The following is a 24034-nucleotide window of genomic DNA, read 5'->3' as shown; positions in this document are numbered from 1 at the left end:
GTACCTTGCAGAAGCTCGTACGCCACGGTTTTCCGATCGATCGACATGGGGGCACGCGATGGCAGCTTCGGTATCCCGGCGCGGTTTTCTGGCCACCGGTGGTGGGGTGGCGCTCGGCGCCCTGGCGGCGACCGGCGCGGCCCCGGCCGGCGCGGCCGCCCGGGGCGCGGCGGCGGCCCCGGTCGCCGCGTCGGCGTTGCCCAGCTCGCGCAGGTTCGACCTGACGGACTCCTCCGACCCGCTGTTCCGGGAGAAGCCGCTGCGCAACGCCACCGTCATGCAGTCCATGGCCTTCGACAACGTCAACCGACGGATCTACACCGCACAGGTGATCCAGGGCGGGATCCAGCTGGCCGAGCCGGCGGCGCTCAACGGCGCGGCCCGGGACGCCGCCGGGGACCTCTGCGTCACCCAGCTCGACTTCTCCGGCAACCAGCTCGGCCAGATGTACCTGCTCGGTTTCGGGCACGGGGTGTCGATCGGCGCCGAGCCGTCGGGCGGCTCGGCATACCTCTGGGCCGAAGTGGATCCACCGGCCAGCGACAGCGCCCGGGGCACCCGGATCGCCCGGTTCCCGTTCGTCGACCGCGCGGTGGTCACCAGATCCTCCCCGATCGAGAAGCACACCCCGGTGGCCGGCGCCGTGAACGTCACGGTGTCGGTCGACTGGGCCTACAAGCTGCTCGTCACGCGGTATTCGCTGGGCGGGCAGTGGCGGATCTCGGCGTACGACCTGACGGCGTTCAAGGCTGGCTCGTACACGCCGCTGGCCACGGTGAACCAGCCGGCCGTGGTCGCCGACGGGCGGCCGTTCCAGGGGTACACCAGTTTCGGCCGGTACCTCTATCTGATCGAGGGCAGCGGGTACGGCAGCTACGACTCGACCGAGGCGAACCGGGGCAACACCTGGATCACGAGCGTCGACCTCGGCACCGGCAGCCAGGTGCAGCGGGAGTGGACCCAGGCCGGTTACACGCTCCCGGTCCGGGAGCCGGAGGGCATGGGCGTGCAGCTGACCGACCCGGCGGACCTGGACTCCGCCCGGCTCTGTTTCGGCTTCGCCTCCCGGGCGGCGCCGAACCGGCTGGCCAGCATCTACTACAAGGACCTGCTGGTTTGACCGAACCCGGCGCCGCGACACGCCCGCCGTCGCCCGGACACGCCGTGCCGTTTGTCGGACACGCCGTACCGGCCGGTTTCTGTCGGTGCCGCTCGGCATACTGCCGCCGGACATCGACGGCGCAGGTCCGAACGGAGGAAACGACCATGGCAACATTGTTGGCGATCGGCACCGGCAAGGGCCTCTTCCTGGCCACCAGCGGGGACGGACGCAAGAGCTGGGAGGTCAGCGGGCCGCATTTCGCGATGACCGGGGTCTACTCGGTGGCCGTGGACAAGCGGCGGGGCACTCCACGGTTGCTCGCCGGGGTGACCAGTTCGCACTTCGGGCCGAGCGTGGCGACAAGTGACGACCTCGGCGCCAGCTGGCAGGAGCCGGCGGGGCCACCTGTCGCCTTCCCGGACGGCGCCGGGGCCAGCCTGGAGCGGGTCTGGCAGCTCACCCCCGGCCCGGTCGGCGAGCCGGACCTGGTCTACGCCGGCACCCAGCCGTCGGCACTGTTCCGGTCGGTCGACGGCGGGCTCACGTACGAGCTGGTCCGCCCGCTCTGGGACCATCCGCACCGCGAGCAGTGGGCGGGCGGGTTCGGCGGGCAGGCGATCCACACGGTGCTGCCGCACCCGGCCGACCCGGCGCAGGTCCTGGTCGCCATGTCGACAGGTGGCGTCTACCGCACCGGTGACGCGGGGGCGAGCTGGCGCCCGCAGAACACCGGCATCCGCGCCTACTTCCTGCCCGACGAGTGGCCCGAGTTCGGGCAGTGTGTGCACAAGGTGGCCCGGGACGCGGCCGACCCCGACCGGCTCTACGCGCAGAACCACCACGGCGTCTACCGGTCCACCGACGGTGGGGTGAGCTGGCAGTCGATCGCCGAGGGCCTGCCCAGCGACTTCGGCTTCCCGATGGTCGCCCACCCGCACCGGGGCGACACCATCTACACCTTCCCGCTGGTCGCGGACGGGGAACGCTTTCCCGTCGACCGGCGCTGCCGGGTCTTCCGTTCCAGCGACGCCGGTGACAGCTGGCAGCCGCTGACCGAGGGTCTGCCGACCGCGCCCTACTACCCGGCGGTGCTGCGCGACGCGATGTGCGTCGACGACGCCGACCCGGCCGGGGTCTACTTCGGCACCCGCTCCGGCGAGGTCTACGCCAGCCGCGACGAGGGCGACTCGTGGTCGCTGGTCGCCGCCCACCTGCCCGACGTGCTCTGCGTCCGGGCGGCGGAGGTCTGAGCCGGATGGTCACCGTGATCGTGCCGGCCGCGCTGCGTGGCGAGACGTCCGGGGCCGGCCGGCTCGACATCGCCGCGTCCGGCACCCTCCGAGCCGTGTTCGACGAGGTGGCCGCCGGGTGGCCGCGGCTGATCCGGCGGATCCGGGACGAGCAGGGCGAGTTGCGTCGGTACGTCAACGTCTACGTCGACGGCGAGGACTGCCGACAGACCGGCGGCCTCGACACGGCGGTGCCGGACGGCGCCGAGGTCCAGGTCATCCCCTCCGTCGCGGGCGGCTGACCCTCGACGGCTCCGCTCCGGGCCCGGCGGCGCTGCTCCCGCCCCCGGGGTAGCTCCGGGCCCGGGTGGCGTTGCTCCCGGCCCGGGTGGCGTTGTCCGCAACTCGGGGTGCGAAGGGGCGCGGCTGCGCCTACCGTGGAAATGGTCAACGTTTCCGTGCTGTTGGCCGGCGGTTTGTCGTCCTCGGCCGGGGACGGGCGTGGGATGGGACGGCGGGCCGGCCGGGTCGCCGACCCGGTATGTGATCCACTCTCCGTGGGGTCCCCGCACGTGTCGCTCGTCGTCTTCGTTGTGGAGGCTGCCCATGTCCGACTGGCGTTCGCGCGCCCTCCGTCCCGCGAAGCGGGCCCTGCGCCGCTCGCAGGACCGCTATCCGCAGTCTCCCCCGGAGCTGTCGATGGATCCGCGGGCGGCCGAGGAGGGCAGCGCGCCGCCACCGGCCGAGGAGAGTGTGGTCACCTCGGCGATCTACCGGGACGGCCAGCGGATCGACGGACCACCGAACCTCGCGGAGACCTGTCGACGGCTGCGGGAACATCCCGGGACGATGGCCTGGATCGGCCTGTACCGGCCGACCGAGGGGCAACTGCTCACCGTGGCCGAGGAGTTCGGGCTGCACGAGCTGGCCGTCGAGGACGCGATCGTGGCGCACCAGCGGCCCAAGCTCGAACGGTACGGTGACACCCTCTTCGTGGTGCTCCGGGCCGCCCGCTACCTCGACGAGGCCGAGGAGGTGGACTTCGGCGAGGTGCACGTCTTCGTCGGGGCCAACTTCGTGCTGACCGTACGCCACGGGCAGGCTCCGGACCTGACCGCCGTACGACGGCGGATGGAGAACGATCCAGACCTGCTGCGACGCGGCCCGGAGGCGGTGCTCTACGCGGTCCTGGACAGCGTGGTCGACGGGTACGCGCCGGTGGTCGGCGGGTTGCAGAACGACATCGACGAGATCGAGACCGAGGTCTTCCGCGGTGACCCCCGGGTGAGCCGGCGGATCTACGAACTCTCCCGGGAGGTGATCGAGTTCCAGCGGGCCACCCGGCCACTGCTGGACATCCTCCAGGGGCTCGAGGGCGGCTTCGAGAAGTACGGCACCGACGAGGAGTTGCGGCGTTACCTGGGCGACGTGGCCGACCACGCCACCACCGCCGCCGAGCGGGTGAACGAGTTCCGGCAGATCCTGGCGGACATCCTCGCCCTGAACGCCACGCTGGTGTCCCAGTCGCAGAACGAGGAGGTCAAGAACCTCACCGTGGCCAGCTACACGCAGAACGAGGAGATCAAGAAGATCTCCGCCTGGGCCGCGATCCTCTTCGCGCCGACCCTGATCGGCACGGTGTACGGGATGAACTTCGACTACATCCCCGAGCTGCACTGGGTCTTCGGCTATCCGTTCGCGCTCTTCCTGATGCTGGTGGTCTGCACGACGCTCTACGTGATCTTCAAGCGCCGCGACTGGCTCTGACCGGACGGCCGAACGGCCGGACTCACCCGGGTGACCGGACGCCGGTGCGGGCCGCGTATCGGTCAGAGCCAGTTGTTCCGCCGGAAGCCTCGGTGCATCGCCGCCGCCAGGACCAGCATCACCACCAGCACCACCCAGAAGCCCTGGGCCGCCTTCGATCCGGGGATGAACTCGAAGTTCATCCCGTAAATGCCGGCGATGAAGGTCTGCACGGCGAAGATCGCCGCCCACGCCGCGATCTTGCGCATGTCGTTGTTCTGGTCCACCGAGACCTGGGCCAGCCGCGCCTGGAGAATCGAGTTGAGCAGGTCGTCGTAGCCGGTCACCCGCTCCACCGTCCGGGAGAGCACACCGTGCAGGTCCCGGAAGTACCGGATCACGGGTCGGGGCAGTTCCCGGTCGTCGAGCAGCGCGCCGAACGGCCGCTGCAACGGCGCCACCGCCCGCCTGAACTCCATCAGCTCCCGCTTGAGCTGGTAGATGTGCGCGATCCGGTCCCGGGCGGTCCGCGGGGCGAACACCTGCTCCTCCACCGCGTCGATGTCGGCCTCCACGGCGCCGGCCACCTCGACGTACGAGCCGACGATCCGCTCGCAGACCGCGTAGGCGACCGCCCAGGGACCGAGGGCCAGTAGGGCGGGCCGGGCCTCCAGGTCGGCCCGGACCGGCCGGAGTGCTCCGGGTGCGCCGTGCCGGACGGTGACCACGAAACGGGGGCCGACGAAGACGGTCACCGAGCCGGTCTCCACCACTTCGGAGGTCTCGGTCAGTTCGGAGTGCTCGACGTACCGCGACGTGCGCAGCACTATCACCGTCACCTTGTCGTACCGCTCCACCGCCGGCCGGTGCTCCGGGTTGAGCGCGTGCCCGGCCACCAGGTCGTCGAGGCCGAACGTCCGGGCGACCGGCGCGAAGTCCGCCTCCTGCGGATCGTGCAGTCCCAGCCAGACGAACCCCCGGCCGCGCCGCGCCGCCGCCAGCGCCGCGTCGTGGTCGGCCGGGCCCGGCAGCCGGCGGCCGTCGAGGTAGGCCGCACAGTCCACGATCCGGTCGGTCCGCCGGCCAGGCGGTGCCGGGGCGTGCCCGGCGGAAAGGCCGTCCGGGTCGAGCATCCGGGCGAGCGCCCGGCGGACCGGTGCCACCCACCTGGTCCGGGTACCCTCCGCCGCCGCGTCCTGTCCGTGCCCCAGCATTCCCGGTTGCCCCTTTCGCGCGCCATCGCTGGCGTGCATGGAACCACCCGGCGGCCACCGGGACGCGGTCGGGCTATCCTCGGTGGTCAGGCGGCGCCGTCAGGCGACCGCCCCGGACGAGAGCGTGCCGTACCCGGCCCCGCAAAGACGGCGCGCAGAAACCCATGACTGCCGTAGACATCATCGAGATCGTCGGTTCGCTGCTGATCCTGTCGGCCTTCGCCGCCGCCCAGACCCGCCGGCTCTCCCCGCACTCCGTCCGCTATCTGCTGCTGAACATCGTCGGCTCGACCGTGCTGGCGGTGATCGCCCTGCTGCACCAGTCGTGGGGCTTCCTGCTCCTGGAGGCGAGCTGGGCGGTCATCTCCGCCGTCTCGCTGGCTCGGCTGCTCCACCGGGACCGGCACGGCGGAGAGCCGGCGCGACGGTTTGCCGCCGCGGAGGGCGGGAAGAGCTAGCGGGCGCCGCTTCGCCGCACCGGGGACAGGCGCCGGTTCGTCGGGAGGGGGCAGGATGACAAACGCCGTACCCGACCCGTCGGCGGTGTCGATCGGCCTCGACACCGCCGCGCACGTCGGGATCTCCGTGGCCGACCTGGACCGCTCGGTCGCGTTCTACCGGGCGCTCACCGGGCTGGACCCGGTGGTCCGGGACGAGGGCATGCACGGGGCCGGGTTCGCCCGTTCCCAGGGGCTGCTCCGGACGCGGCTGCGCTACGCCACCTTCCGGCTGCGCAACCTCGGCATCGACCTGATCCAGTTCGAGGATCCGGCCGGCGTACCGGCGGAGGTGGCCGCGAACCGCCCCGGTGCGATGCACCTCTGTTTCGAGGTGGCCGACCTGCCCGCGGTCTACCAGCGGATGCTGGCGGCCGGGGTGGCGTTCCTCGGGCCGCCGTACACGTTCGACACCGCCGAGGTGTCGCCGCCGGAGGCCGCCGGCACCCAGGTCGCGTACTTCAACGACCCGGACGGCACCAACCTGGAGATCATCGCCCCGAGGGGCGGCTTCGCCCGCTCGGAGTGAGCAGCGGCCGGAACCGGCGGCGCCCCGGCCGGACGCGGCACCGGGCGGGCGGCGCCCCGGTTCAGCCGTCGCCCCAGACCTCCTCGGCGGTCTCCACGATCAGCCGCAGCTTCGCCACCTGCTCCTCCTGGGTCAGCGCGTTCCCCTCGACAGTCGAGGAGAAGCCGCACTGCGGCGAGAGGCAGAGCTGCTCCAGCGGCACGTACCGGGCCGCCTCGTCGATCCGGCGCTTGAGCGCGTCCTTGCTCTCCAGTTCGCCGCGCTTCGTGGTGACCAGGCCGAGCACCACCTTCTTGCCGGGCGGGACGAAGCGCAGTGGCGCGAAGTCACCGGAGCGCTCGTCGTCGTACTCCAGGAAGAAGCCGTCGACGTCGAGCTGGCCGAAGAGCGCCTCGGCGACGAAGTCGTAGCCGCCCTCGGCGGCCCAGGAGGACCGGAAGTTGCCCCGGCACATGTGTGTGGTCACCGACAGGCCCGCCGGCCGGTCGGCAAGCGCGGCGTTTATCTGCCGGATGTAGCGCTCGTGCTGGTGCTCCGGGTCGCCGCCCTGGGCGGCCACCAGGTCCCGCTGCCGGGGGTCGTTCAGGTACGCCAGGCTGGTGTCGTCGAACTGGAGGTAGCTGCAGCCCAGCTCGGCGAGCCGGCGAACCTGTTCGGCGTAGGCGGCGCTCAGGTCGACCCAGAACTGGTCCAGGTCGGGATAGACGGCGGTGTCGACGGCGGCCCGGCCGCCCCGGTAGTGCACCATGCTCGGCGACGGGATGGTCAGCTTCGGGGTGGCGGTGCTGACCTGCTGGGCGAGGAACGAGAACGCGTCGCCGAAGATGGTGTCGGTCAGCTTCACCCGGTCGTGCACCCGCAGCGCCGCGGACTGGAACTCCAACTTTCCGGATTCGTTGAAGAACTGCACGGTCAACTTCTCGTCGGCCGGGTCGATCCCGCCGAGCTGGTAGATGAAGTCCATGTGCCAGGAGGTACGCCGGAACTCGCCGTCGGTGGCGGTGCGCAGCCCGATGCTCTCCTGTAGGCGTACCACCTCGCGGATCGCGTCGTCCTCGACGGCGCGCAGCTCTTCGGCGGAGATCTTCCCGGCGGCCCGGTCCGACCGGGCGGTCAGCAGCCGCGCGGGGCGCAGCAGGCTGCCGACGTGGTCGGCGCGGAACGGCGGGCGGGACGGTGCGGCCATGGTGGTCCCCTCTGTTCCCGGATATGCGGCATTGATGATCTTAGAGAAAATACCGCCGACCCGGGTCGTTCGACAGCTCAGGAGGCGGGTCCGGGGCCGCTCTGTGCCCAGATGGTACTCATTTCCTTCATCGCCTGCTCCATGAGCCGCACCATCGCGGCCCTGGCCCGCTCGCCGTCGTGCCGCTGGATCGCCTGGGCGACGTCGGCGTGCAGTTGCAGCGCCTCCTCGTGCGGGAAGTGCGGCATCAGGTGGTAGTGGTAGCGGCCGGCCAGCACCTCGGCGACCAGCTCGTGCAGCTTGACGAACATCTCGTTGCCGGAGTCGACGAGCACCTGCCGGTGGAACTCGATGTCCAGCCGGAGGAACTCGGCCTCGTCACCGGCTTTTCCGGCCGCCCACATCTTGGCGGCAAGGCCGACCAGCTCGCTCGCCTCCTGCGGGGTGGCCCGCTCGGCCGCGAGTGCGGCGGCCTGCGGCTCGACCGCCGTGCGCAGCTCGGTGATCGAGCGGAGTTGGGCTATCCGGCCGGCCGAGGCGAGCCGCCAGCGGATCACCTGGGGGTCGAAGACGTTCCAGTCGGCGGCGGTGCGGATCTGGGTGCCGACCCGGCGGCGCGACTCGACCAGCCCCATCGAGGCGAGCACCCGGAGCACCTCCCGGACCACCGAACGGGAGACGGCGTACCGCTCGACCAGGTCGTCGATGTAGAGCACCGAGCCGGGGGCGAGCTGGCCGGCACAGACGGCCGTGCCCAACTCGTCGAGCAGCCGGGCGTGCAACCCGGAATCGCCGGGGTCGAGCCGGACAGACGCGACCTCTGGTGACGGCATGGCCATAAATAAAGCCTATCAGTGAGTAGCCTGGTCTTGCTTAAGTCAGCTTTATCGGCCTAGCATCCGGCATTAGGCGGATGTAGAAGTCCGCGGCGGCGCCCAACGGCGGGTGGCCGCGACGGAAGGGGAGATGGACGTGTTACGTCGCTCGGTAATCGGAACATCTCTGGCCGTGGTTGCTGCCCTCGGCCTGTCCGCCTGCGGAGGGGGCGACGACGGCGGCGGGTCGGACACGCTGCGCGTGACGCTCGTTAACCACGTCTGGACGGAGAACATCAAGCAGGCCCTGCCGGAGTTCGAGCGGCAGTCCGGGCTGAAGGTCGAGGTCACCCAGCTCGGCGAGGACCAGCTCTCCGACCAGTACAACGTCAAGCTGAACGCCGGCTCCCGCGACATCGACGTGATGATGTACCGGCCGTTGCAGGAGGGGAAGCTCTTCGCCAAGAACGGCTACCTCGCCGACCTGACCGACAGGGCCAAGGAGGACTCGGCGTTCGAGTACGCCGACTTCCAGGACTCGCCGGTGCAGGCCACCAGCTACGAGGAGAAGCTGGTCGGCGTCCCGATCATCACCGAGCAGGAGGTCCTCTACTACCGTAAGGACCTGCTGGAGAAGTCCGGCTTCACCGCACCGCCGAAGACCCTGGACGAGCTGAAGACCATGGCCGCCAAGGTCGAGGCCGACAACCCCGGCACCGCCGGCTTCGTGGCCCGGACCGGCAAGGCCGCGGCGGTCACCCAGTTCTCCAGCTTCCTGTACAGCTTCGGCGGCGACTTCGTCGACGGGGGCGGCAAGGCCAGCGTCAACACCGAGGCGGCCAAGCAGGCGTACGCGTACTACGGCGGGCTGCTCCGCGAGCACGGCCCGGAGAACATCAGCACCGACATGAGCTGGTCCGAGGCGATGGCGATCTTCACCCAGGGCAAGGCGGCCTTCTACACCGAGGCGAACTCGCTCTACAAGAACGCCACCGACCCGGCCAAGTCCAAGGTCTCCGACACCGTCGGGTTCGCGCCGTTCCCGGCCGGTCCGGCCGGCTCCAAGCCGTACAACGTCCCGTCCTGGGCGCTCGGCGTCAACGAGAGCTCGGAGAACCAGGCCAACGCCTGGAAGTTCATCCAGTGGGCGGCCGGCAAGGAGCAGACGCTGGCGCAGCAGAAGGGCGGCGTACCCAGTGCCCGCACCTCGGTCTGGGCCAACCCGGAGGGGACCGCGACCTACCCGAAGGACCTCGCGGACGCCATCAAGGTCAGCACCGAGAACGGCGTCGGGCACGACCGGCCACTGGTGGTGAAGGTCGCCGAGTCCCGGGAGATCGTCGGCCAGCCGATCGTGGACGCGATCACCGGCAAGGACGTGGCCGGCTCGGCCGACACCGCGAACGAGGCGTTCCAGAAGCTCCTCGACGACGAGAAGTAGGCCAGCGCGCGGGGTGACGGGACGATCCGTCACCCCGCGCCGCTTCCTCGGGGCGAAACCCGTCATCCCGCGTCGTTCCCTCCGCCGAAACCGGAGTCCACCCCATGGCATCCCTGGCATCCCCCCAGGCGTCCGGCGAACTGACCGGCTGGACCCGCTGGGCGAACAACCACCGCAAGTGGCTCTTCGCGGCACCGGCCATGACCTTCGTCGGTGCGCTGATCATCTTCCCGCTGGCCTGGACGATCTACCTCAGCCTCACCGACGCCGAGGGATCGGTCCGGGCGGAGTCCGAGTTCATCGGCTTCGCGAACTACCTCGAGGTGCTCACCGACACCGACCGGTTCTGGCCGGCGGTGCTGCGTACCGTCGCCTTCACCGGGGCCGCGCTCCTCTTCGAGATGGTCCTCGGGATGGCGGTGGCGCTGCTGCTCTGGCGGCCCTTCCGCGGCGAGCGGTGGGTCCGGGTGGCGATCCTGCTGCCCCTGGTCGCCACCCCGGTCGCGGTCGGCATGATGTGGCGGCTCATCTTCGACCCGAACATCGGGATGGCCAACCAGATCCTCGGCTGGGTCGGGATCGGCCCGCAGCCCTGGCTGGCCGGCCAGCACAGCGCGCTGCCGACCACCATCTTCATCGACATCTGGCAGTGGACCCCGATGGTGGTGCTGATCCTGCTGGCCGGGCTGACCGCGCTGTCGAACGAGCCGGACGAGGCGGCCCGGGTGGACGGGGCGAACGCCTGGCAGCGGTTCCGGCACGTCACCCTGCCGCTGCTGATGCCGACGGTGATCGTGGCGATCCTGCTGCGCGGCATCGACGCGCTGAAGACCTTCGACATCCTGTACGCCACCAAGGGGCGCGGCGGCGGCTCGTTCCACGAGGTCGAGACGCTGAACGTGTACGCGTACGGGCTGAGCTTCGACTACAACGACTACGGCATCTCGTCGACCGTGCTGATCATCTTCTTCCTGATCATCATCGGCTCGATGTGGGCGCTGACGTCCCGCCGGAAGAAGGGCGCACTCTGATGGCCCGACGCAGACGCCGCACCCCGTACCAGGTCTTCCGGGCGGTGGCCCTGGCCGTGGTGGTGGTCTCGCTTATCGCCCCGCTGCTCTGGATGGTCGCCGCCTCGTTCAAGACCAACGTCGACATCTACGACTCCGGCAAGGCGTTCGCCTTCACGCCGGTGCTGGAGAACTACACGAAGGTCCTCGACCAGGCGAACTACCTGAAGTTCATCGGCAACAGTCTCTGGGTGGCGCTCGCGGCCACCGTGCTGTCGCTGATCCTCGGCGTGCCGGCCGCGTACTCGATGAGCCGGTTCAACATGCGCAAGTCGGCGCTTGTGGTGTTGATGGCCCGGGTGATCCCCGGCGTCTCGTTGCTGGTGCCGTGGTACTACGTCTTCTCCAACCTGCGGCTGGTCGGCGGCTTCACGGTGCTGATCCTGAGCCACATGTTCGTCTCGCTGCCGCTCGTCGTCTACATCCTGATGGGCTTCTTCGACGGGCTGCCGGAGGAGTTGGAGGAGTCCGGTCAGGTCGACGGGCTCACCCCGATCGGGGCGTTCCGGCGGATCACCCTGCCGCTCTCCGCGCCCGGCATCGCCACCGCCGGCATCCTCTCCTTCATCTTCTCCTGGAACAACTTCATGTTCGCCCTGGTGCTCTCCGGCGCCGACACCAAGACCCTGCCGGTGGCGATCTTCGATTTCGTCGGGTACGCCAGCATCGACTGGGGCGGCCTGATGGCCGCGTCCACAGTGGTCACCCTGCCGATCATGCTCATCGCGCTCTTCGTGCAGAAGTACGTCGTCTCCGGCCTCACCGCCGGGGCGACCAAGGGCTGAGGGCGGCGGCAACGTGACAGAGATGGCGAGCCGGGCGGGCGTGACAGCGACGGCGAGGCGGGCGGCGTGACCAAGATCGAACGGGTCGAGACCTTCCTCGTGCCGCCCCGGTGGCTCTTCGTCCGGATCGAGACGTCCGACGGGATCGTCGGCTGGGGCGAGGCGACCTGCGAGGGCCGGTCCGAGACGGTACGCACCGCCGTGCACCAGCTCAGCGAGGTGCTGGTCGGCCAGGACGCGCTGCGGATCGAGGACCACTGGCAGGTGATGACCAAGGGCTCGTTCTACCGGGGCGGGCCGATCCTGGCCAGTGCCGTCGCCGGGCTCGACCAGGCGCTCTGGGACATCGCCGGCAAGCACTTCGACGCCCCGGTGCACCAGTTGCTCGGCGGCCCGGTCCGGGACCGGGTCCGGGTGTACGGCTGGGTCGGCGGCGACGAGCCCGGCGAGGTCGCCGAGCACATCGCCGCCCAGGTGGCGGCCGGGCTCACCGCGGTCAAGATGAACGCCTCCGGCCGGATGAGCCCGGTCGCCTCGGTCGCCGAACTCGACGGGGTGGTCCGGCGGGTCGCCGCCGCCCGGGAGGTGCTCGGCGAGCACCGGGACGTCGCGGTGGACTTCCACGGCCGGTTCAGCCTGGCCAACGCCCGCCGGGTCGCCCCGCTGCTGGAGCCGTTCCGGCCGTTCTTCCTGGAGGAGCCGGTCGTACCGGAGAACTCGCACCTGCTCGGCGAGTTCGTCCGGTCGACGAGCACCCCGGTCTCCACCGGCGAGCGGCTCTACAGCCGGCAGGAGTTCCTGCCGGCGCTGCAGGCCGGCATCGCGGTGGCCCAACCGGACCTGTCGCACGCCGGCGGGATCACCGAGGTCCGTAAGATCGCGGCACTGGCCGAGGTGTACGACGTACAGCTCGCGCCACACTGCCCGCTCGGACCGCTCGCGCTGGCCGCCTGCCTCCAGGTCGGCTTCGCGACGCCGAACTACCTGATCCAGGAGCAGAGCATCGGGATCCACTACAACGCCGACGCCGAGGTGCTCGACTACGTGCTGGACCGCACGCCGTTCGGGTTCGCCGACGGGCACATCCCCCGGCTGACCGGCCCCGGCCTCGGCATCCAGATCGACGAGAACGCGGTACGCCGGGCGGACCAGCGCGGGCACAGCTGGCGCGGGCCCGTCTGGCGGCACCCCGACGGCTCCTTCGCGGAGTGGTGAGCCGACCCGCCGGCCCGCCGCTCCCGCCTTCCATCCCAGCGCAGAAAGGCAAGTCGTGAAGATCGTCGCCGCGGACGTGAACGTCACCAGCCCGGACCGCAACTTCGTCACACTCAAGATCACCACAGACGAGGGGATCACCGGGCTCGGCGACGGCACCCTGAACGGGCGGGAACTCTCCGTCGCCTCCTACCTGACCGACCACGTCGTACCGCTGCTGATCGGGCGGGACCCGCACCGGATCGAGGACACCTGGCAGTTCCTCTACCGGTCGGCGTACTGGCGGCGCGGGCCGGTGACCATGGCCGCGATCGCCGCCGTCGACGTGGCGCTCTGGGACATCAAGGCGAAGGCCGCCGGGATGCCGCTCTACCAGCTCCTCGGCGGCGCCTCCCGGACCGGCATCATGGCCTACGGGCACGCCTCCGGGCGGGACGTCCCGGAGCTGTTCGACTCGATCCGGCACCACCTGGAACTCGGCTTCCGGTCGATCCGGGTGCAGACCTCGGTCCCCGGCATCGAGGCGGTCTACGGGGTCGCCGCCCAGACCAGCGTGGACGGCAAGCGCTACGACTACGAGCCGGCCCAGCGCACCGCACTGCCGGTCGAGGAGGACTGGGACACCCGGGCCTACCTGCGACACCTGCCCACGGTCTTCGAGGCGGTCCGGGGCGAGTTCGGCCCCGAGCTGCCGCTGCTGCACGACGGGCACCACCGGATGACCCCGATCCAGGCCGCCAAGCTCGGCAAGGCGCTGGAGCCGTACGACCTGTTCTGGCTGGAGGACTGCACCCCGGCCGAGAACCAGGAGGCGCTGCGGCTGGTCCGGCAGCACACCACCACCCCGCTGGCGATCGGCGAGGTCTTCAACACCGTCTGGGACTACCAGACGCTGATCCGCGAGCAGCTCATCGACTACGTCCGGTCCGCCGTCACGCACACCGGCGGGATCACCGCGATGCGCAAGCTGCTGGACTTCGCCGCGCAGTACCAGATCAAGTCCGGGATTCACGGGCCGACCGACATCTCGCCGGTCGGGATGGCCGCCGCGCTCCACCTGGACCTGGCTATCCACAACTTCGGCATCCAGGAGTACATGAAGCACGGTCCGCTCACCGACGAGGTGTTCCGGCAGTCGTTCACCTTCACCGACGGCTACCTGCATCCGGGTGAGCAGCCGGGCCTCGGGGTCGAGCTGGACGAGGAGGCGGCGGCGCGGTTCCCGTACCAGCCGGCCTACCTGCCGTTCAACCGGCTCAAGGACGGCACCGTCCATGACTGGTGAGGCCGGCACCGGCCGGTCGCCGGCCGGCACCGACCCGAGCCCGGCGGGCGACACCGGCCCGGCTCCGGTGGGCGGCACCGGCGGGCCGGAGCGGTCCACCCGGCACGTGGTGGTGATGGGTGTCTCCGGGTCGGGCAAGACCACCGTGGCCAAGGGGATCGGTGCGGCGACCGGGCTGACCTTCGCCGAGGCGGACGAGTTCCATCCGGAGTCCAACGTGGCGCTGATGCGGGCCGGAACGCCGCTCGGCGACGGCCACCGCTGGCCCTGGCTGCGCGAACTCGCCGGCTGGATGGCCGAACGTGCCGCCGAGGGGATCTCCACCGTACTGGCCTGCTCGGCGCTGCGCCGCTCCTACCGGGACGTACTCCGGCAGGGGCCGCCGAGCGTCGACTTCGTCTTCCTGGACGGCTCGGCCGAGGTGATCCGGGAGCGGCTCTCCCGGCGGGCCGGGCACTACATGCCGGCCAGCCTGCTCGACTCGCAGATCGCCACGCTGGAGCGGCCGGGACCGGACGAGCGGGTGCACATCCTCGACATCGCCGCGACTCCGGAGGAGCTGGTCGAGGCCGCGGTCGAGAGTCTCGCCCTGCCGCACCTGGAGGCCGGCCGGGAGGGAGGGCCGCCCGCCCTGCCCTGACCCTGCGGGTGCACCGGGTCGCTACGCTGCCGCAGCAGTCGGATCGATCGAGGAGGGCGCCTTGTTCGGGATCGTGCGGCCGTGCCGGCACCGGATGTGCGGGAAGCTGCACGCCGCCTGGCTGGGCCACCTCTGCGGACTCTGCCTGACCCTGCGGGACGAGCACGGGCACCGGGCCCGGCTGGCCACCAACTACGACGGCCTGCTGGTCTCCGTACTCCTGGAGGCGCAGCGCCCCGCCGAGTACCGGTCAGCGGCGCCGTGTGCCCTGCGCGGCTTCCGGTCCGCCCCGGTGCTCGCCCCGACCGATCCCGGCGCCCGGCTGGCCGCCGCGGTCTCGCTGGTCCTCGCCGCCGGCAAGACCCGGGACCACGTCATCGACCGGGACGGCGCACTGCGGGTGCCCGCCCTCGCCGGGGTCGCCGGCCGGCTGGCCGACGGGTGGGCGGCGGCCGGCGCCCGGACCGGCGCCGGGGTCGGCTTCGACACCGGTGTGCTGTGGGACGCTGTCGCCCGGCAGTCGGCACTGGAGTCGGCGGTGGTCCCCGGCGGTTCGGTACTTGTCGCCACCGAGCCGACCGAGACCGCCGTGGCGGCCGCCTTCGCACACACCGCGACGCTGGCGGGCCGGCCCGGCAACGCCGTCGGGCTGGCCGAGCTCGGCCGGTACTTCGGCCGGATCGCCCACCTGCTCGACGCGGTCACCGACCGCGCCGACGACGCGGCAAGGGGCGCGTTCAACCCGTTGCTGGCCAGCGGCACGGATCTGGCGCAGGCGCGCCGGCTCTGCGCGGACGCGCACCACGGCCTGCGGCTGGCCCTGGCCGACCTGGAGCTGCGGGACCGGAGGCTGGTCCGGGCGCTGCTCGACCGCGAGGTCGGCGACGCCATCGAGCGGACCTTCGCACTGGCGGGCGCGTCGGAAGCCGGCGGGACACCCCTGGCGGCGTCCGGTGGCAGCGGCGACGCCTCGCGCCATGGCCCGGACCGCGGGCACGGGCTACCGATCGTCCCGCACGCTCACACCGCTCAGCCGGCCGGGCAGCCCGGCGAGGCTGCGGCGACGAGGCCGGACGGCTGCGGCGGAGCGATGGTGACCGGCGGCGCCTGCGTCCTCACCACCTGCACCTGCGGGCTGTGGCAGCCGCGCTGGAGCAGACGCCGGCGCGAAGGCTGCGGAGACCGCTGCTGGTGCACCCGGCACTGCGACTGCAACTGCTGCGACTGCTGCGACTGCAGCTGACTCCGGCGCCGGACCGGACTTCGACCTGAACCTGAGCGCCCCGGCCCGCCGGGGTGGCGCAGGCCGGATCCGCACCGGGGTCCCGACGCCGGTGCGGATCCGGTCTCCGCCAAGGGGCGGGAGCGGCCACGTCAGCTCACGGTGATCGCTCCGCTTCCGGAGCGGACACAGGCCACCGTCCGGTTCGCCGTCGCCGCGGCACCCGCCAGGCACTGCCCGAGCACCGCGTGCCCGGCCGCGTTCGGATGCCAGGACTCCTGGCAGGTCTGGAAGTAGGTCACGCAGGCGTTGGCGATCCGCTGAATGGCGATCTTGTCATAGCCGGAGAGGCTGGTCACCGGGGTTCCGGTGGGGCCGTCCTGCAGCCGGATCGGGGTGGCGAGCGCACCGGTCGGGCTGGCGCCGGTCTCGCAGAGCCGGGCACCGTCGAAGGCCCGCTGCACGTTCAGGTAGACCAGATCGTCGCCGGGGAACTCGGCGCGCATGGTGCCGTGCACCGACCGCACCAGGGTGCCGAGACCGGTGGAGAAGAGGTGCCCGGCGGCCAGGCTGGCCCGGTGTACGGGGCAGCCGGCGGCGTACCGCTCGGCGCCGAGGGCCCGGAACTTGTCCCGGCTGTCGTCCCGGTTGTCCTCCTCGTGGAACCGGGACTCGAAGTCGAACGGCAGCGGGTTGGTGTAGTCCTGGAAGACGATCCGGTGCTGCCCGTCGGCGTCGACCTGGTCCAGTGTGGTCAGCAGTTGCCGTACCGCGTCGGTGGTCTCGGCGGTCGCCGCCGCGAACTCGGCCTGGGTGCCGAGGTCGTCACCGGCGCACGGCGCCTGCTCGACCGGCCCACCCAGGTACGCCCAGAACTCCCACCAGCCGGTCCAGGCGTCCGCGATGAACCGGTTGGCGCAGTCGGAGGCGACGTCGCCGAAGGTGAACGAGCTGTTGTTGGAGCCGAGCCCGAGCAGTACCAGGTCGATGTCGTGGGTCTGCGCCACCGCCCGGAGCTGGTCGAGCTGCGCCGCCACCGTACGTCCCTTGGCCCGGCCGGCCGAGGCGTTGGCGATGTCGTACGGCTGGCCGCCCGAGCAGGCGAGGTTGAACCGGGCCGAGATGCCGGGCAGGCTCGCCCGGTGCAGCGAGGCGTTCGCGGACCGGTGGCAGAAGAACGCGTTGCTGTTCGGCGCGGACCAGCCGGGGAAGCTCTGCGCGGTGCCGCCCGCGTCCACCACCGGCTGGTAGGCGCCGGCACCCTCGCCGCTGACGAAACTGTCGCCGAGCGCGACAGCGGCCGTCGGCAGCGCGGCGCCGGCCGTACCGGTTGTGCTGACGACGGCCGACAGCGTGCCGGTCACGGCGAGGGTGATCGCCAGTGCCGCGGCGGACGCGGGTCGACGGAACCCGAACATCTCCGACCCCCAAGAACGTCTGATCGAAATATCGAAGCCTCTTCGCGTCCGGGCATCAGATCATGCGGCCGGATGGGGGTCAACGGATGGCACGGATCCTGGCCGGCATCCGCTTTCCGCCGGCCGGCGACCTGGACCGACAACCTCTTTCCGCAGGCCGGGAGCCTCACCAGACGGTGCGCCCGGCCCTGCCGCCGGAGCTGCCCGCCCGTGCCCGGCAGGCGTGCAGCACCTCCGGGCGCAGCAGGTGACCGACGCCGGCGAACTGTGCACGGTCGACCTACCGGTCGCCGCGCCACCGCGCCGCCGCGCAGCCGAACAGTCCCGCCCGCTGCGCCGGTCGTGCCCGTCGAAGCCCCGGATCCACCACGCGGGTAAGCATGTTCGTGGCTCGTTGCGGTCGGGTTGAGTCCGCCGACCGCACGTCGACGGCGCACCGTGCCGGCAGCCCGGGATCGAGTGGGCACCGCGACGACCCGCCGCCCGCACGGGATCGCCGCCCGCACGGGATCGCGGCGTGCCGTGGATCCGGCCGACGCGGGAGCGCCGCGTGCCGTGGATCCGGCGCACGCCGATCGCTCCGCGAACCGCCAGTCGATCACCGTCAGGTGACGTTTCGCACCCGACCGGGCGGGAATGCGATCATCGGCGCCCCTGTTGCACCGCCCCGAGAGCCGGTCACACCGTTCCGACCGGCGGAAGGTCTTGGAGGACGACATGGCGACGGCCGTGGAATTCGGGTTGGACAGCTTCGGCGACGTCACCGCCGACGCCGAGGGCAACCCCGTGCCGTACGCCCAGGTTATCCGCAACGTGGTCGAGGAGGCGGTACTCGCCGACCGGCTCGGCGTCGACGCCTTCGGGCTCGGCGAGCACCACCGGGACGACTACGCGGTGTCGGCTCCGGAGATCGTGCTGGCCGCGATCGCCGCCCGGACCGAGCGGATCCGGCTCGGTACCGCGGTCACGGTGCTCAGTTCCGACGATCCGGTACGCGTCTACGAGCGGTTCGCCACCCTCGACGCGCTGGCCCGGGGTCGGGCGGAGATCACTCTCGGCCGTGGCTCGTTCACCGAGTCGTTCCCGCTCTTCGGCTACGACCTGACCGACTACGACCGGCTCTTCGAGGAGAAGACCGAGCTGATGTCGCAGCTGCTCACCGAGGACGCGGTCAGCTGGCAGGGCAGCGTACGCGCGCCGCTGACCAGGCAGCAGGTCTATCCGAAGACGGAGTCGGGGCGGATCCGTACCTGGATCGGTGTCGGCGGCAGTCCCGAGTCGGTGGTCCGCGCCGCCCGGTACGGCTTTCCGCTGGTGCTGGCCGTGATCGGTGGCGACCCGGCCCGGTTCGCCCCGTACGTGCAGCTCTACCACCGGGCGCTCGCCGAGTTCGGCAGGGAGCCGCTGCCGGTCGCGGTACACGCGCCCGGTTTCGTCGGCGAGACCGACCAGGAGGCGGCCGACCTGCTCTGGCCGCACGTGCGGGTGCTGTTCAACCGGATCGGCGCCGAACGCGGTTGGCCGCCGATGACCCGGGGCCGGTTCGACGCCGACATCGCCGGCGGCGCCTGGCACGTCGGCTCGGCGGAGACGGTGGCGCAGAAGATCGCCCGTACCGTCCAGGTCCTCGGCGTGCAGCGCTTCGACCTGAAGTACTCCGCCGGCACGCTGGCACACGAGCTGCTGATCGGGAACATCGAGCGGTACGGCACCGAGGTCGTTCCCCGGGTCCGGGAACTCCTCGCCGGCGGCACCGCCTCGACGAGCTGACGACTTCGCGAGCCGAGCCCTTCGGCGTGCGGTGGACATCGGCACCGGAACCGAGGCCGGAGCTGTCGGATTCCTGGCAGCGGCGAGCCGAACAAAACCCGTGCGGCGGCCGGACTAACCGGATGACAGCACCATCCGTCAGACCGGAGGTCCACCATGCACATACCAGCTCGTCTCTCCGTCGCCGGCCTGGGCATCCTGCTCACCGGCCTCGTCGTCACCCCGGTCGCTCCGGCCGGGGCGGTGCCGGCAGCCTCGGCCTCGTCGACCGTCGCCGGCGCACCGGGCCGGGCTGCCACACCGCTCCGGGCCGCCGCACCCGCAGACGGCGGCAGCGGGCTCGGGGCGGTCGTCGGGGTACGCACCGGACGCGTCGCGTTCCGGCCCGTGCTCACCGTCGACGGCATCGGCCCGTACCGGATCGGGGTCTCCACCCGGACCGGCCTGCTCGCTCGGGGGCTGGTCACGAACATCGAGGAAGAGCAGACCTGCAACGGCTTCTACTCCGGCGAGGCGACCGGACGGTACGCCGGAATCCTGCTGCTCAGGTTCCAGGGCAACCGGCTGGTCCTGCTCTCCACCACCGATCCGACGATCCGGACCAGGGTCGGCGGGCGGGTCGGCATGACGCTGGCCGACCTGGAGCAGCGGTACGGCCCGCTCGGTGCCATCGAGTACGGCAAGTGGACGCTGCGCGCGTACGTGGTGTCCAGCGGCGGCCGGATCATCGCCTTCTTCGAGGACCCCTACACCCCGTACGTCTACCGGATCGCCAGCGGCGAACGGGACCGGGTGCTCGCCTCCTTCGTCGGCGGCGACGACCAGTGCTGACGTACGCCGGTCCCGGCTGAGTCCGCCCGATGAGCGGCCCGCACCCCTCGGATGCCTCCTCGGGGTGCGGGCCGTTCATCGCTCCCGACCTACCCGCCGACCACGGGCAGCCTCTCCGTGATGCCCTCGGCGCGGCGGTACCGCATGCCCGGTGTGCCCCTGCCAGCCGTACCGTCCGGATGGTCCGAAGCGCGGCCCGGCTGGCGCCTCGCGGTACCCTGAGCCGGTGACCAGCGCTTCCGGCCTGGTGACCCACGACCGCCACCGGCCGCCCACGTGAACCCGCCGCAGCGGATCGGCCCGTACCGCGTCGAGCGGCTACTGGGCTTCGGTTCGTTCGCCACCGTCTGGCTGGGCCACGACCCTGCCCTCGACGCCCGGGTGGCGATAAAGGTGCTGGCCGAGAACTGGAGCCACGACCTGCGGGTCCGGGAACGCTTCCTGGACGAGGCCCGCCTGCTGTGGCGGCTCGACCACCGGCGGCTCGTCCGGGTGCACTCGGTCGGCGAGTTGCCGGACGGCCGGCCGTACCTCGTGATGGCCTGGGCCGAGGGCGGCAGCCTGCGGGACCGGCTGGCGGCCGGGCCACTGCCGGTCGGGCGGGCGCTCCGGGTGCTGCGCGAGATCGCCGCCGGGGTGGCCGTGCTGCACGCCAACGGCATCGTGCACCGGGACCTGACCCCCGGCAACGTCCTGTTCGACCCGTGCCCCGCCGTCGGCGCAACGGATGCCAGCGCCACGACGTCGGATACCCTGCCGGCGGGCGGTGCGTCGGACGACGCCGGGACCGACGAGTCGGTGCTCATCGCCGACCTCGGGCTGGCCAAGGCCCTCGCCGCAGCGTCGGGGCTGACCGCTCGGGCCGGTACGCCCGGCTACATGGCGCCGGAACAGGACTCCCCGGCGGCGCTTGTCGACGCCCGGGCCGACGTCTTCGGGCTCGGCCGCCTCGGCACGACACTGCTCGGCACGACACCGCTCGACGCGACACCGCTCGACGCGACACCGCTCGACGCGACGATGTCCCCCGGGCCGCCGAGGCCGGACGAGCGCGCCGACGGGCCGGCCGGGTCACCGGCGCTGCGCCCCGGCGTACCTGCGGGGATCGCGGCCGTGCTCCGCCGGGCGACGGCGCGGTCCCCGGCGGAGCGCTACCCGGACGCCGCCGCCTTCGCCGCCGCGTTGGACCTGGCCACCGGCACCGGTCCGACCGGCGCGACCGACAAACCCCTTCCGGTACGCCGGGCGCGTCGCCACCCGCTCCGCGCCGCCACCCTGCTCGGGGCCGCCGCACTCGCCCTCACCGCGTTCACCGTCACCGCCTTCGCCGCCCTCGGGCCGGGCTGGTCGGGAAGGGACAGCCGGATCGGCACCGACTCGACCGGCCGGATCACCGTCGCCCTGCCGGAGGGCTGGCGGGCCACCGGTTCGGGCTGGATCGGGCAGCGCGGGCCGGACGGCGACCTGGAGCCGGCGCTGGTGATGGCGCCGGATCCGGAGCGCTGGCCGACCGACCCGGCGATGCCGGGCGCGTTCCTCGGGCTCTCCCGCGGTCTGGCCGAGCGGCACGACCCGGCGGGTTACCTCACCGAGCGTCCGCACGCCGACTGCGTCCCGGCCCCGGTACGCACCGTGCGGCGCGGGTCCGTCGAATGGCACGTCGCCGCGTTCACCGCCTGCCGCACCGGCAAGCCGGTGATCGTGGAGGCCGCCGGGCTCGCCCCGGACTCCGCCGGCCTGCTGTACGTGCAGATCACGCCCCCGGCGAACGCCTCGGCGGACTTCGTCGACACACTCCTGGCCGGAATCCGGGTACGTCCCTGAGCCGGGCGGCTCACTCGACCACCAGCACGGTGATGGTGTGGCTGCCGCCCGTCTCGAACGCGATCTCCACCTCGACGGTGCCCGGCCGCAGCATCCGGCAGTCGACCACGCCGCCCTCGTAGTGCTGGGCGACCTTCTCCGTCGGCGTCGCCGCGACGGTCCCGGGGCCGACGTTCTGGACTCGCAGGATCGCGGCCACCGTCAGGCAGAGCGCCCTGGGCAGCGCCGCGCTGTCCGACCCGTCCACGGTGAAGATGACCGCCGGCAGGCAGGCCGGAGAGAGTTCGACCGTCGGCGTGGCCCGGGGCGGCGGACGGGTGCGGGTGCGTGGCGGCGTGCCGGCGACGACGGCCGGGGTGCTGGGTGCCGGCGTGGCCACCGGTCGGGGCGGGCCGGCGCTGCCGGTGGGGCTCGCGCCGGCACTACCGGCCGGGGTGGGCGTCGGCCACCGTGCGGGCAGCGGGGCGACCGGAGCCGACCCGCAGCCGGTCATCGCCGTCGTCCCGAGCAGTAGCGCCGGGACGACGAGCCAGCGCCGAAGCGTGCTGGCGGCCGGCTGTCGCACCGGATCAGACCTGTGCGTCGGTGAGCCGGGCCCGCAGCCGCTGCCGCCCCTGGTGGATCCGGGACTTCACGGTGCCCTCGGCGAGCCCCAGCAGTACCGAGATCTCCCGGTACGGCAGCCCGAGCACGTCCCGAAGCGCCACCGGCTCGGCGTACTCGGGGCCGATCGCCTCCAGCGCGTCGAGCAGGTCGAGCCGGGTCCCGGCGACCACGCTGGTCCGGCGCGGGTCGGGGGTTTCCGGCAACGGCACGCCCTGCCCCTCGGTGGCGAACCGCCGACGCAGGGCCGCGTACGTCGAACGGGCCCGGTTGGCCGCGACCCGGTGCAGCCAGGTCCGGAAGGCGGACCGCCCGTCGAATCCGGTGATCCCCCGGGCCACCGCCAGCAGGGTGTCCTGGCAGGCCTCCTCGGCGTCCTCCCTGTTGGGCAGGAAACGCGCGGACATCCGCAGTACGTCGGGGCGTACCGCGACCAGCAGGCGGTCCAGGGCGTCCCGGTCGCCTGCGGCGGCGGCCCGGGCCAGCCCGTCGAGATCGGTGACGCCGGAGGGCACGTGCCGAGTCTAGGAAGCCATGTCCAGCACGGGCGGGTGGAGGAACTTCCGTCAGCCGGCCGGCCCGGGTCGGCTCCGGCCGAAGACGGACCAGGGTCCAGCCGACGCGGATCAGGTCCAGCCCACGCCGGATCAGTTTCGGCCGACGGCGCCGATGGTGACCAGGTAGTCGTCGATCGACGCCGGTCCGACCAGGGCGACCCGGCACCAGTCGACGAGCAACAGGTCAGCCTCGCGCATCGTCAACTCCAGCGCGGCCACCAGTTCTGGCTGTGGCTCCCCCGCCGCCCCCGGTTCGGTCCGCACGGCCAGTACGGCCAGCGCGTCGCCGTCGGTGAGGCCGTACAGCAGTACCCGACCGACGCTCACCGCGAACGAGCTGGGCACGATCCCCCGCAGGCCACGGAATCCGATCCCGCCGCGGTTGCGGGCGTCCGACGGCAGCCGGCCGAGCAGCCGGCGCCGAGACACCGGCCGGGACAGTGGGTTGACCGGGTTGCTCCGGACGTGCAGGTTCCGGAAGCCGTACACCCGGCCCTGCTCGTCGCGCCGGGCGTGCTGCTCGTAGCTGTGGCGTACCGCCCGGAGCTCGGCCTGCACCTCCTCGCCGAGATCGGCGCTGACCAGCTCCACCTGCCGCCAGTCGTCCTCGTGCAGTTCGAGCCGGTCGGCGCCGGCCGGTGCGGGGGCGACCGCCGGCAGGCTGGCGCAGAGCGTCGGCAGCGAGTACAGGATGTCGCCGGGCGGGGCCGACTCGATCCGGCGCAGGGTCAGGGTGAGGACGCCGGTGGCGGCGAACTGCGCCGCCGTCGGCGGCTCGGCCCCCTGCACCGACCAGGTGTCGCCGGCCAGTTCGAGGGTGGTCGCCGACTGGAAGCTGCCCGGAAGCTGCTCGACGGGCAGTTCACTGCGGCCGATCTGGGCGCCGGTGTCGGCGTCGAGAAAGGCGACCCGCACCAGGTTCTTCGACATGGCGGGGACCCTATCCGTATGCCGATCTTGCTCGGTCGCAGGCCCTCGGCGGGATGTCCGGGCCGGACGTCGCTGGCCGCGGCACGGTGGTCCGCCGCCGCACCGGACCACCTCAACGTCCGGGC

The 24034-nt window shown here is 72.0% G+C and carries 23 protein-coding genes and 1 riboswitch; of the genes, 16 read left to right on the top strand and 7 right to left on the bottom strand.

Annotated elements, in window-relative coordinates; all coding sequences use genetic code 11:
• The first annotated feature begins 58 nt into the window (after positions 1-58).
• The 4 genes from ACN28A_RS26490 (at position 59) to ACN28A_RS26475 (ending at position 4098) form a co-directional block, all read left to right on the top strand.
• On the top strand, positions 59-1120 hold the full coding sequence (locus tag ACN28A_RS26490; RefSeq protein WP_421399306.1) for a hypothetical protein: 1062 nt from the start codon (positions 59-61) through the stop codon (positions 1118-1120).
• Between the two features lie 146 nt (positions 1121-1266).
• Positions 1267-2352, top strand: coding sequence for a WD40/YVTN/BNR-like repeat-containing protein (locus ACN28A_RS26485; protein WP_421399303.1), 1086 nt, complete (start codon positions 1267-1269; stop codon positions 2350-2352).
• A 5-nt stretch (positions 2353-2357) separates the two neighbouring features.
• Positions 2358-2633: a MoaD/ThiS family protein gene (locus ACN28A_RS26480; protein WP_421399300.1), complete on the top strand. Its 276-nt coding sequence runs from the start codon at positions 2358-2360 to the stop codon at positions 2631-2633.
• A gap of 304 nt (positions 2634-2937) precedes the next feature.
• The gene (locus ACN28A_RS26475; RefSeq protein ID WP_421399297.1) at positions 2938-4098 is read left to right on the top strand and encodes a magnesium and cobalt transport protein CorA; all 1161 of its coding nucleotides are present in this window, start codon (positions 2938-2940) and stop codon (positions 4096-4098) included.
• Positions 4099-4160: 62 nt separating this feature from the next.
• On the opposite strand, the gene ACN28A_RS26470 is transcribed toward ACN28A_RS26475, so the two are convergent.
• The gene (locus ACN28A_RS26470; RefSeq protein ID WP_421399295.1) at positions 4161-5291 is read right to left on the bottom strand and encodes a magnesium and cobalt transport protein CorA; all 1131 of its coding nucleotides are present in this window, start codon (positions 5289-5291) and stop codon (positions 4161-4163) included.
• A gap of 98 nt (positions 5292-5389) precedes the next feature.
• A riboswitch (guanidine-III (ykkC-III) riboswitch) is annotated at positions 5390-5448 on the top strand.
• A 7-nt stretch (positions 5449-5455) separates the two neighbouring features.
• On the opposite strand from ACN28A_RS26470, the gene ACN28A_RS26465 reads away from it, so the two are divergent.
• A complete protein-coding gene (locus ACN28A_RS26465) occupies positions 5456-5749 on the top strand; it encodes a CBU_0592 family membrane protein (protein WP_421399293.1) in 294 nt (97 codons plus the stop codon).
• Between the two features lie 55 nt (positions 5750-5804).
• Positions 5805-6317: a VOC family protein gene (locus tag ACN28A_RS26460; protein WP_421399291.1), complete on the top strand. Its 513-nt coding sequence runs from the start codon at positions 5805-5807 to the stop codon at positions 6315-6317.
• 61 nt (positions 6318-6378) lie between these two features.
• On the opposite strand, the gene ACN28A_RS26455 is transcribed toward ACN28A_RS26460, so the two are convergent.
• Together ACN28A_RS26455 and ACN28A_RS26450 are read right to left on the bottom strand one after the other, a co-directional pair.
• The gene (locus ACN28A_RS26455; RefSeq protein ID WP_421399288.1) at positions 6379-7503 is read right to left on the bottom strand and encodes a 5-methyltetrahydropteroyltriglutamate--homocysteine S-methyltransferase; all 1125 of its coding nucleotides are present in this window, start codon (positions 7501-7503) and stop codon (positions 6379-6381) included.
• Positions 7504-7580: 77 nt separating this feature from the next.
• The gene (locus tag ACN28A_RS26450) at positions 7581-8336 is read right to left on the bottom strand and encodes a FadR/GntR family transcriptional regulator (RefSeq protein ID WP_421399285.1); all 756 of its coding nucleotides are present in this window, start codon (positions 8334-8336) and stop codon (positions 7581-7583) included.
• A 244-nt stretch (positions 8337-8580) separates the two neighbouring features.
• Between ACN28A_RS26450 and ACN28A_RS26445 the strand changes: the two genes are divergently transcribed.
• From ACN28A_RS26445 to ACN28A_RS26415, 7 genes are all read left to right on the top strand, one after another.
• The gene (locus ACN28A_RS26445) at positions 8581-9759 is read left to right on the top strand and encodes an ABC transporter substrate-binding protein (protein ID WP_421399282.1); all 1179 of its coding nucleotides are present in this window, start codon (positions 8581-8583) and stop codon (positions 9757-9759) included.
• 104 nt (positions 9760-9863) lie between these two features.
• The gene (locus ACN28A_RS26440; protein ID WP_421399280.1) at positions 9864-10790 is read left to right on the top strand and encodes a carbohydrate ABC transporter permease; all 927 of its coding nucleotides are present in this window, start codon (positions 9864-9866) and stop codon (positions 10788-10790) included.
• Positions 10790-11614 (top strand): carbohydrate ABC transporter permease, encoded by an 825-nt coding sequence (locus ACN28A_RS26435; protein WP_421399278.1) that lies wholly within the window; start codon positions 10790-10792, stop codon positions 11612-11614. The genes ACN28A_RS26440 and ACN28A_RS26435 overlap by 1 nt, the downstream gene beginning before the upstream one ends.
• Before the next feature lie 66 nt (positions 11615-11680).
• Positions 11681-12829, top strand: coding sequence for a galactonate dehydratase (gene dgoD / locus ACN28A_RS26430; RefSeq protein WP_421399277.1), 1149 nt, complete (start codon positions 11681-11683; stop codon positions 12827-12829).
• 55 nt (positions 12830-12884) lie between these two features.
• On the top strand, positions 12885-14114 hold the full coding sequence (gene manD / locus ACN28A_RS26425) for a D-mannonate dehydratase ManD (protein WP_421399274.1): 1230 nt from the start codon (positions 12885-12887) through the stop codon (positions 14112-14114).
• Positions 14104-14754: a gluconokinase gene (locus tag ACN28A_RS26420; protein WP_421399271.1), complete on the top strand. Its 651-nt coding sequence runs from the start codon at positions 14104-14106 to the stop codon at positions 14752-14754. The genes manD and ACN28A_RS26420 overlap by 11 nt, the downstream gene beginning before the upstream one ends.
• 61 nt (positions 14755-14815) lie before the next feature.
• Entirely contained in the window at positions 14816-15997 is a 1182-nt protein-coding gene (locus ACN28A_RS26415; RefSeq protein ID WP_421399268.1) for a DUF5685 family protein, read from the top strand.
• 131 nt (positions 15998-16128) lie between these two features.
• Here ACN28A_RS26415 and ACN28A_RS26410 read toward each other — a convergent pair whose 3' ends face one another.
• Complete coding sequence (locus ACN28A_RS26410; RefSeq protein WP_421399265.1) at positions 16129-17394, bottom strand: hypothetical protein; 1266 nt, start codon at positions 17392-17394, stop codon at positions 16129-16131.
• Between the two features lie 717 nt (positions 17395-18111).
• Between ACN28A_RS26410 and ACN28A_RS26405 the strand changes: the two genes are divergently transcribed.
• The 3 genes from ACN28A_RS26405 (at position 18112) to ACN28A_RS26395 (ending at position 21819) form a co-directional block, all read left to right on the top strand.
• On the top strand, positions 18112-19164 hold the full coding sequence (locus tag ACN28A_RS26405) for an LLM class flavin-dependent oxidoreductase (RefSeq protein WP_421399262.1): 1053 nt from the start codon (positions 18112-18114) through the stop codon (positions 19162-19164).
• 156 nt (positions 19165-19320) lie between these two features.
• A complete protein-coding gene (locus ACN28A_RS26400) occupies positions 19321-19995 on the top strand; it encodes a hypothetical protein (RefSeq protein WP_421399259.1) in 675 nt (224 codons plus the stop codon).
• A 276-nt stretch (positions 19996-20271) separates the two neighbouring features.
• Positions 20272-21819: a serine/threonine-protein kinase gene (locus ACN28A_RS26395; RefSeq protein ID WP_421399256.1), complete on the top strand. Its 1548-nt coding sequence runs from the start codon at positions 20272-20274 to the stop codon at positions 21817-21819.
• A gap of 10 nt (positions 21820-21829) precedes the next feature.
• Here ACN28A_RS26395 and ACN28A_RS26390 read toward each other — a convergent pair whose 3' ends face one another.
• The 3 genes from ACN28A_RS26390 to ACN28A_RS26380 form a co-directional block, all read right to left on the bottom strand.
• Positions 21830-22384, bottom strand: a complete 555-nt coding sequence (locus tag ACN28A_RS26390; protein WP_421399253.1) for a hypothetical protein — start codon at positions 22382-22384, stop codon at positions 21830-21832.
• A 4-nt stretch (positions 22385-22388) separates the two neighbouring features.
• A complete protein-coding gene (locus ACN28A_RS26385) occupies positions 22389-22937 on the bottom strand; it encodes an RNA polymerase sigma factor (RefSeq protein WP_421399250.1) in 549 nt (182 codons plus the stop codon).
• A gap of 132 nt (positions 22938-23069) precedes the next feature.
• Positions 23070-23909, bottom strand: coding sequence for a hypothetical protein (locus ACN28A_RS26380; protein WP_421399247.1), 840 nt, complete (start codon positions 23907-23909; stop codon positions 23070-23072).
• Positions 23910-24034 lie beyond the last annotated feature (125 nt).

Source organism: Plantactinospora sp. WMMB782 (assembly GCF_049179135.1).
Lineage (GTDB): Bacteria > Actinomycetota > Actinomycetes > Mycobacteriales > Micromonosporaceae > Plantactinospora.
Note: the sequence above shows the minus strand (reverse complement) of the source record. Positions and strands in the feature narration are given on the sequence as shown.